Origin of the sequence: Okeania sp. SIO2B9 (assembly GCF_010672505.1) — a bacterium.
In the GTDB taxonomy this organism is placed as follows: domain Bacteria; phylum Cyanobacteriota; class Cyanobacteriia; order Cyanobacteriales; family Microcoleaceae; genus Okeania; species Okeania hirsuta.
In genome coordinates this window covers 1-9,070 of sequence record NZ_JAAHGK010000131.1, presented here as the reverse complement: position 1 = coordinate 9,070, position 9,070 = coordinate 1, and the positions used below count along the sequence as shown (strand labels likewise).

Below are 9,070 nucleotides of genomic sequence, written 5' to 3'. Positions count from 1 at the left end.
TGAGTTATATTGACATTTAAAGCTTCAAAATGTATTATTACATAATATATACTTATAGAGCCTATTAAAATGATATGCAAATTTTGTCCCAACCAATGGTTAATATTCTAGCTGCCATAATTTCTACGCACATTTTAAGCTAGCTTTTAAATAATGGACATTGGAAATACCTGAAGTAATAATTTCGGTTATATCTACTTTGATGTGACAATTATGCTGTTACATTAGTTTATAGGAAGTAAGAATATTAACAACCCCAATATATTATGTGGTTAAGTCAATCAACCACATTTGATTTGTCGATATAAACAAAGTTTCTGAAACGGAGTTAGTAAAGTGACCAATAGAAGAAATCAAACCCGAGAGTTTTTTGAAGAAAGTTCAGAAGGAAGTAATTTACTCTGGGAATATGTCCAATCTATGAGTTCAGACACAGTTTCTCAATTATCAAAGCCAAATTCTCAAGAAGTTTTTCAAGTGATGGAAAGAAACATTGTTGGACTTTTAGGCAATCTACCCTCAGAACAATTTAATGTAAGTGTAACAACCAGTAGAGAAAATTTAGGTAAGTTATTAGCTTCAGCAATGATCAGTGGTTATTTTCTCAGAAATGCTGAACAGAGAATGACATTTGAAAAATCTTTGCCAGGAAATCAAATCAGCAATAATGAAGGTTAATTAATTAAGTTTTGATCGTCCTCTTGGTTAATTAACCAGGGGATTTTTGTTTGAAATAGAAAAGATTAAAATATGATATTGCCTCATAAGTTAATTGGTGTTGCTGTCATCTGGAATGAAGCAGGACAAATTTTAATTGATAAACGACTACCTGGGGGTGCATTTGGCGGTTTATGGGAATTTCCAGGTGGCAAAATAGAAGCAGGGGAAACAATAGAAGATTGTATTAAAAGAGAAATCTTAGAGGAGTTAGGAATTGAGATTGCAGTAGAAGAACATTTAATTACTATAGAACATAGTTATTCTGAAGTTAAAGTAACACTTCATGTCTATCATTGTCGCTATTTGCGGGGAACACCAAAAACTATAGAATGTGATGAGTTTAAGTGGGTAACTTTAGATAATATCGAGCAATTTACATTTCCTCAAGCAAATAGTCAGATTATTACTGCTCTGAAAAAAAATCCACATTAATTGACATGCTCTACGGTCTGTTTCGACTGTCGCCGACATATTTACAGCAATTAAATTCAGCAATTAAATTAAATACATCAGGACTTACGCAAAGACACTATATATAGCGCATGGTAAATAGAGCGATTGCTGACGCAAAGCTCCGCTAACGCTATGATTTTTGTCAGCGATCACCTACTATTTTTGATTCTATATCTATCCATAAAAACTTAAATAACCGTCATTTTAATTGTAGGATATGGCGTTGGTGAATCAAGCTATGAAACCTAAATTTAGCCAAATATAAAATGTTTTTCAGTTAATAGTTAGACAATTGCCATTCAAGCACAATCATAACCACGCATCACCAACGCCTAGGATATTTGAGCTCTGATACTAGATATTTGGATAATAATTGATGTTTGAGTTGATAAATAGTCAGGACTTAGGGAAAGACACTATATATGGCGCATTGCAAATAGAGCGATTGCTGACGCAAAGCTCCGCTAACGCTATAATTTTAACAGAGCGATCGCCCAGTATTTCTGATTCTATATCTATCCATAAAAACTTAAATAACCGTCATTTTATAGCAGTTTTCATTAACATAGAATACAGTTATTAAGTCTGTAATTATTAAACTTCAAAGATACTTATATTTTGTCTGTAGTTTACCTTTTGCTCTGCAACATATAAAGCGGAGCTTTGCGGGAGCAAAAGACGGATTCCGACCGCTTGCGTCTGTCGCTGACGCGGGGTGGCACCGCTGTTCCCTGTTCTCTATTCCCTAAAAGCATAAAACTTTGTACCTTGTACCTTGTACCTGATCAACTCGAAAACTGCTGTAATATAAAATCCGGTTATATAGTTATCGCACTCTCTACTTCCATTCAATGCACACATAAAATGCCGGAATATCCCCAGATTTTTCCCTCCTTTCTGCTTCCTTTCTGCTTCCTTTCTCCTGACTCCTGAGTTATACGATAACTAATTATCCGAATACTATATAAATGTTTCATACCATGGAACTTCCCTAAAACATCCATGACGTTGCTAGCAAAATCTTGCCAGATATAGTAAGCTAGTGCAAACAAATTTAGGGAGATACATTAGCAAAACACCCTACTTGTCCTCTAGTTAATTTGGCAAAATGTCCCAAACTACTCAAGCACTCTCAAAACCAATATTGGCTGAACCTGGATCGTCTTACATGAACAACCATCCTCAAGAGTCGCAAGAGTGGGTGGAAGTTTTAGTTGATGTTCCTTTCAAAACTTCAACAGATGATGCTGAAGATGAGGAAAAGTTATTTACCTACAAAATACCTCCCGATCTGGACATTCAACCAGGAGACATTTTAACAGTACCCTTTGGCAGTCAACAGGTAGGGGCGATCGCCATTCGCAAAACCTCCCAACTACCAGAAGGGTTAACGAGCGATCGCATCAAAAATGTATCGGACATTATTACTAGAGGTTTTTTCCCTCCCACTTATTGGCAACTTATAGAAAAAGTTGCTAGTTATTATCAAACACCTATTATTAGAGTTATTCGCACCGCTCTACCACCAGGGTTACTCAAACGTAGTCAACGACGCATCCGCATTATAGAAGAAGCAATACCAACAGGTGCAGAAATTTTTCTCAATGCTACCGCTAAAAAAATTCTGGAAGTTCTGCAAAATTCTAAAACCAAAGATTACACCTGGCAATATATCCAACGTCAAGTCAAAAGTGCTAACAGAGGATTAAAAGATTTACTCCAACGAGGTTGGGTAGAAAGTTATCTCGAACCTCCTTCTCCTCCAAAACCAAAATTGAGACAAGCTGTAACTTTAGTTGTTCAAAACTTACCGAGAGATTTAACCCCACGTCAACAAGAAGTAATGGAAGTACTACGGCGAAACGGTGGGGAAACATGGTTAACTGAATTGCTTAACAGTTGCAAAACTAATTCTTCTGTGGTCAGAAAACTAGAAGAAAAAGGCTATGTCATCATAGAAGCACAGGAGGTGTTGCGACGAGAAGAGGGTAGAGGCAATATCAGAGATGAAATCAAAATACTGACCCCATATCAAGCAGAAGCATTAACAACTATTACCCAAATACAAGAATTTGCTCAAGTGCTGTTGCATGGAGTTACGGGGTCTGGAAAAACAGAAGTATACTTACAGGCGATCGCTCCCATCCTGGAAAATGGCAAATCTGCTCTTGTACTTGTTCCTGAAATTGGTCTAACACCCCAACTGACCGATAGATTTCGCGCTCGTTTCGGAAACAAAGTCTACGTTTACCATAGCGCTCTGTCTCCGGGGGAACGTTACGATACCTGGCGTAATATGACATGGGGTATTCCTCAAGTTATTATTGGCACTCGCTCCGCCATCTTTGCTCCATTACCAAAATTAGGTTTAATTGTATTAGACGAAGAACACGATAATAGTTTCAAACAAGACCGCCCCACTCCTTGTTATCATGCTCGCACCGTAGCAAAATGGCGAGCTGAACTCGAAAACTGCCCATTAATATTAGGTTCCGCAACACCCTCTTTAGAAAGTTGGTTAGAAACAAGAGAATACCACCCAGAAAACTTGAGTCAAGGAGATCTTAATCTAGGAGAAAATGTAGATGAAAATGTTTCCCCAAAACCTAACACCCAAAACCTAACACCTAAAACCTACTACCTGTCATTACCAGAGCGCGTCCACTCACGACCAATGCCACCTATAGAAATAGTGGATATGCGCCAACAACTGCGACAGGGAAACCGGACAATGTTCAGCTATCCTCTACAAGAAGCACTGCAACAGTTACAGGAAACAAAACAACAAGGCATTTTATTCATCCACCGTCGCGGTCACAGCACATTTGTATCTTGTCGTAGTTGCGGTTATGTAATGGAATGTCCCCATTGCGACGTTTCACTTTCCTATCATTATACTCACGAAGGGGGGACTCAACTGTTACGTTGTCATTACTGCAATTACACTCAACTACAACCCCAACGTTGCCCTGAATGTGATTCTCCTTTTTTTAAATTTTTTGGCAGTGGTACTCAAAAGGTAACTCAAGAGTTAACTAGACAATTTCCCGATTTACGATGTATTAGATATGATAGCGACACTACTCGCACCAAAGATGCACATCGAATATTGTTAACTCAGTTTGCTAATGGAGAAGCAGATTTATTAATTGGTACTCAAATGTTGACCAAAGGTTTAGATTTAGCCCAAGTAACATTAGTAGGAGTTGTTTCTGCCGATGGGTTACTACATTTTTCAGATTATCGTGCCAATGAACGTGCTTTTCAAACATTGTTGCAAGTAGCGGGACGTGCTGGTCGTGGAGATAATCCGGGGCAGGTAATTATTCAGACTTATACTCCCGAACATCCTGTGATTCAAGCAGTGCAACGTAATGATTATGAGTCTTTTGTGGAGACTGAATTACAGACGAGAGCAGAGTTACTATATCCTCCTTATGGGCGGTTAATTTTGTTGCGTTTGAGTAGTTATGACCCGACTGAAGTAGCGGTAACTGCTCAAAAGTTAGCAAGTGTGTTAATGGAAAAAGCGGAAGCAGGAAAATACGATTTATTGGGGCCTGCACCTGCTCCTATTGCTAGAGTCGCTAATCGTTATCGGTGGCAGATTTTGTTAAAATTATTATCGGGATGTGAGGATGTACCCGATTTGACTAAGTTGATTAATTTTTGCCCGCCAGCGGTAAGTTTAACTGTGGATGTCGATCCGATGAGTTTGTGATAAATTTAGTTTGCGCAACTACTTCGGACTATTAGTTATTGTAAGTTATTGCGACTGGAACGGAGAGGAGGGAAGCAATCTCAGGGATTGTGGTGGGCCTCCTATTTAGTTTATCGAACATAAGTATTATGAAGATTTGATGAAGTAGGCAAAATGTAGTTGACACCTGGGGGGGGAGCATATAGGATAGGGAGGAATTTGATAACAAAGACAACGGAGAAGACAGTGGTTCAGCTTACCTGTTTACCACTAATACTCAATCAACACCTGACCCTAAATCAACACCAGAACCATCATCACTCTTAGGAATAGCAGGCACCGTTGCGATCGCAGCCTTATCCCGAAAAAAGCAGCAGAAAAAATAACAAGAAAAATTTCTCATAGCTAACTTATCAAGCACGGAATTCAGCTTCTAAATCTTTGCTTGATTTTTTTTGAGAGTTCTACTTATATTTTCACAACTTACGCACGGAAACTAAATATAGTGATAGCGAAGGACATTAATCCCTACATATAGCCTTTTCAACGCATATTTGCCCCCCGTCCTGAAAATGCTATAAAAAACTTGTAAATAATATAGATGGAAAAAATCCATCAAAACTGGACATAGCCATAATTCCTAGCTTTTTTGCCTAGCAATAGCTAGTGCTTACACAGCAAAAGTTTGTAGGACTATTGTAGCAGTTCCAAAATGGAACTCAACACAAAGCATAATATTTTCAGTAAACACTTATACATGAGAACAAACTAAAAATATGGTAGATGTTTTCTTTAATACTTGGGATAATGGGGGATTAAATAATTCACGCTCTATAGACACAAGCGATCCTACTTATGTAATCGTACATGGTTTCCAAAGTACGGGTGGAAATCCAGGTAATAATTTCACCCCTCAAAGTTGGATGTCAGAAATGGCACAAAATATACGAGATTTGGAAGGCAATGATGCTAACATTTTGTTAGTAGATTGGCAAGAAGGCGCTAATACTCTCAATTATTTTGCTGCTGCTGATAGAGTTGATGATGTGGGAGTTGAGGTAGCAGACTATTTGTTGAGTCAAGGTGTTAATCCTACCGATACTACTCTTATCGGTCACAGTTTAGGTGCTCATGTGATGGGTGAAGCAGGAGAAGAATTTCGCGAACGAAGTGGCGAAGTCGATCAACTTATTGGTCTCGATCCAGCAGGTCCTGAGTTTGAAGGAGGTTGGTTCTCTAGTGCTAACCCCACAGACGATCGCTTAGATCCAAGTGATGCGGATAGAGTTGTTGCTTTCCATACAAGCAGTACATTGGGATACGATGACCCATTAGCTGACTTAGATGTATATATTAACTGGGACGATCTATTCCAACCAGGTTCCTTTAGTTTTGTAGGTAATCACAGCTACGCTCACACATTGTATAACGATCTATTAGATGGGTTCACATTCCCGCAAAGTGACGACACTACTTTATCACTCTCAACTATTAATGGTAACACGACAGGTTCAGTATTTGTAGATACTTTCGCTGTATAGTCTAATGGATAAGGTGACACTGTTTTCCTAATCAAGGCAATAACAACTGTAGCATTAGCAATGCTTTGCCTGAAAAACTAACAAAAAAATAGTGGTTTGCATATAAATTAATCACAAACCGCTATATTTTTTTACCTATATTTCTCTTAAGATTCTGCTTGAATTCTTTGTATTGCTTTCTCGATTTTTTCTACATCTTCTCCTTTACCTTGTTCTTTTAATAGGTCTCATATCAATTACCATGCATTAATGCTATACTTCCGATGAACTTCAGTTATTAAGTAATAATAATCGTTTAGTAATGTTTATAACGATTATCGGCATTAAACCAAGATATCTTACCTCTTTTCACCCTACTCCCTACTTCCTACTCCCTACTCTCAAGGAAATATTGTTTGTAACTGCTATCTAGAGAAAAGTTTTTATTGCTATCTCAATAGCCAAAATATCGTAAGTTGCAGTTAACCTTGTTGCCAAGAGGTACTAATTCTATTGTGAGGCAAAAACTATCAACAAATTCTAACCGTATTGTTTCCCCTCGCGATAACTGGTGGATTTTTGTAGGTAAATCTTCTTCCAGGAGCATAGAGATATCGGGGTCTAAAAATACTTTGATTTGTTCTTTGCCTATTTCGATCAAGATGGGGCGATCGCACCAGTAACAAAAACGCCTAATTCCCATTTCAAAATAAGACAATTCTCCTAAGACATCTTCCGGAGGAGCAGCAAATTTTTCTAATAAAAGTTCTCCTCATCTGATTTGAAATTTATCTTTTCCCTTATGGGTTTAATACCCCACCGTCAACGGGGGTGCTTAAAATTGTTTGGGGTTAGAATCCCAAACAATTTTCCCTTCTGCCTTCTGCCTTCTGCCTTCTGCCTTCTGCCTTCTGCCTTCTGCCTTCTTCAAGAAGATTACTCATTGTTAATTTAAGGAGTCAGTGCCATCGCCTCCGTAGTAGTACAGTAGGGTGAGTTAGGCGCTTACTACAAAATACTGTTGAACTGTCAAATATTACGTTGCGCCGTAACGCACCGTTGAATAGTTTGTAGCTATCTCAAAGATCTCGGTGCGTTACGCTTTCGGTGCGGAATACTGCGCAAACGCTAACACAACCTACTTGACTGACTCCTGACTCCTGTCTCCTGACTCCTTCTTCATGCGGAAATTTTCCCATCCATCCAGAGCATCCAAATCAGAAACTACTCCTTTTTCCATCAAAACCACACCATCTCTAAAATCAGTAATTCCATATTCACCAGAATTATAAAGTTCTTCAATTCGCGGTACAATTTTCTCTAACCGTTGGCGATCGCTCTTAAATGCGACCCGATATCTATTCAACCGCCACAGATCAACAATAATATATTGCACCTTTTCCACCTCTCTAGCATCATTTCTAAATTGCATTCTAGGAAACCGCAAAATTGCTCGACGACTTGATAAGTGAGGAATAATATAAGTTGTTGCTGCCACACTTGCATCATCAGGAATTTTTCCTAACAATGGTCGCATTTTACCAACGTGTTGCCATTGTTGGTGTGCGGGAACATAAACCCAAGGTTTAACTGAATCTGGTACTAAAAAATAAAAAGTGCGATTAGGATTAGATGTAAATGTAAAAAATAGCGACAAGCAAATACAAATTACCCAAAAACGGCGAAACTTTCCTGATGGCAGTGGTGAGTTTTCAACTTCTGATTCTCTCTTTCCCCACCATAGAATTGCACCGTAAAATAATCCAGGTACTACTGTCATAGCGTAGCGAATTGTAATTGACAGTACAGACAAACCTTGAGCAGAAAATAATTTCAGTAAAGGAAACCCTGCTATCATCCAAGAAGCGGGAGCAACAGCAGGTACAAATGCTAAAGGTAACCATTGACCTAATAAATACTTGATAGTGCCAAAAAATGGAGTGAAAATTTCTGCTATTAACCGCCAAGGGTTACTAATCATACCCCAAATAATTTCCAAAGTCGAAGCTTCATCTCCTTCTGCATATTGACCGAATCTTTCCATCATAAATCTCTGGGAAATGTCTTCGGAAAATAGGGGCATAATCAGATTTGTTAAAGCTACCATATAAACAAAACTGAAAGTACAAATAGCTAAACCTATTTTGGGGTAGCGTTTACTCAAAATTAGATAGAATCCTACTCCAAATAAAACTACTCCTGCATCTTCTCTAACAGCTAAAATTAATACTACTAAAATCCAAAATAGAGGCCACCAGCGTTTTTCCATTGCCAGTAGTAAGCTAAATACAAATATAGGTATCTGACAAATATCATGGAAATTTCCGAGAGTAGGGCCAATTACTGCATTAGCACAATAGAAGCTAATGGTAATTATGGCTGATAAGGGTGGCTGGAGATAGTGCCTAGCTAAAATGTATAAAACTAAACCAGCACCAGTAACTAATGTGACCTGTAATACTGTTAGGGTGACAGGATATGGAAATAGAGCATATATTGGCAACCACAATAATAGAGCTGGAGTAAAATGTTGGCCTAAGCGGTGATAGTATACTTCTGGTACTTGGCCTTGGTGAACTACATTTGTAGAAAGAGCAGAAGAGAGAGAACTTTGAAAAAAACGACCGTGTATACTATTCCAAAAGACCTGGTTAAATATACCTTGGTCGTAAGAGGA

At 38.3% G+C, this 9,070-nt stretch carries 8 protein-coding genes; 5 read left to right on the top strand and 3 right to left on the bottom strand.

The window, feature by feature from the left end; all coding sequences use genetic code 11:
• The first annotated feature begins 336 nt into the window (after positions 1 to 336).
• Positions 337 to 678 (top strand): DUF760 domain-containing protein, encoded by a 342-nt coding sequence (locus F6K13_RS07175; protein ID WP_124144411.1) that lies wholly within the window; start codon positions 337 to 339, stop codon positions 676 to 678.
• Positions 679 to 750: 72 nt separating this feature from the next.
• The gene (gene mutT / locus F6K13_RS07170; protein ID WP_124144410.1) at positions 751 to 1,152 is read left to right on the top strand and encodes an 8-oxo-dGTP diphosphatase MutT; all 402 of its coding nucleotides are present in this window, start codon (positions 751 to 753) and stop codon (positions 1,150 to 1,152) included.
• An 869-nt stretch (positions 1,153 to 2,021) separates the two neighbouring features.
• Here the strand turns inward: mutT and F6K13_RS07165 are convergent.
• A complete protein-coding gene (locus F6K13_RS07165; protein WP_287287081.1) occupies positions 2,022 to 2,225 on the bottom strand; it encodes a hypothetical protein in 204 nt (67 codons plus the stop codon).
• 56 nt (positions 2,226 to 2,281) lie between these two features.
• Here F6K13_RS07165 and priA point away from each other — a divergent pair, with 56 nt between their 5' ends.
• The 3 genes from priA (at position 2,282) to F6K13_RS07150 (ending at position 6,414) form a co-directional block, all read left to right on the top strand.
• Positions 2,282 to 4,894: a primosomal protein N' gene (gene priA, locus F6K13_RS07160; RefSeq protein WP_124144409.1), complete on the top strand. Its 2,613-nt coding sequence runs from the start codon at positions 2,282 to 2,284 to the stop codon at positions 4,892 to 4,894.
• Positions 4,895 to 5,133: 239 nt separating this feature from the next.
• Positions 5,134 to 5,259 carry a PEP-CTERM sorting domain-containing protein gene (locus tag F6K13_RS34950; RefSeq protein ID WP_124144437.1) on the top strand — a complete coding sequence of 42 codons (126 nt, stop codon included), beginning with the start codon at positions 5,134 to 5,136 and terminating at the stop codon, positions 5,257 to 5,259.
• Between the two features lie 390 nt (positions 5,260 to 5,649).
• Entirely contained in the window at positions 5,650 to 6,414 is a 765-nt protein-coding gene (locus tag F6K13_RS07150; RefSeq protein ID WP_124144408.1) for an alpha/beta fold hydrolase, read from the top strand.
• A gap of 433 nt (positions 6,415 to 6,847) precedes the next feature.
• On the opposite strand, the gene F6K13_RS07145 is transcribed toward F6K13_RS07150, so the two are convergent.
• Together F6K13_RS07145 and F6K13_RS07140 are read right to left on the bottom strand one after the other, a co-directional pair.
• Entirely contained in the window at positions 6,848 to 7,111 is a 264-nt protein-coding gene (locus tag F6K13_RS07145) for a hypothetical protein (RefSeq protein WP_124144407.1), read from the bottom strand.
• 420 nt (positions 7,112 to 7,531) lie between these two features.
• Positions 7,532 to 9,070 (bottom strand): DUF2079 domain-containing protein (locus F6K13_RS07140; RefSeq protein ID WP_287287079.1); only part of this gene is annotated, 1,539 nt, incomplete at its 5' end.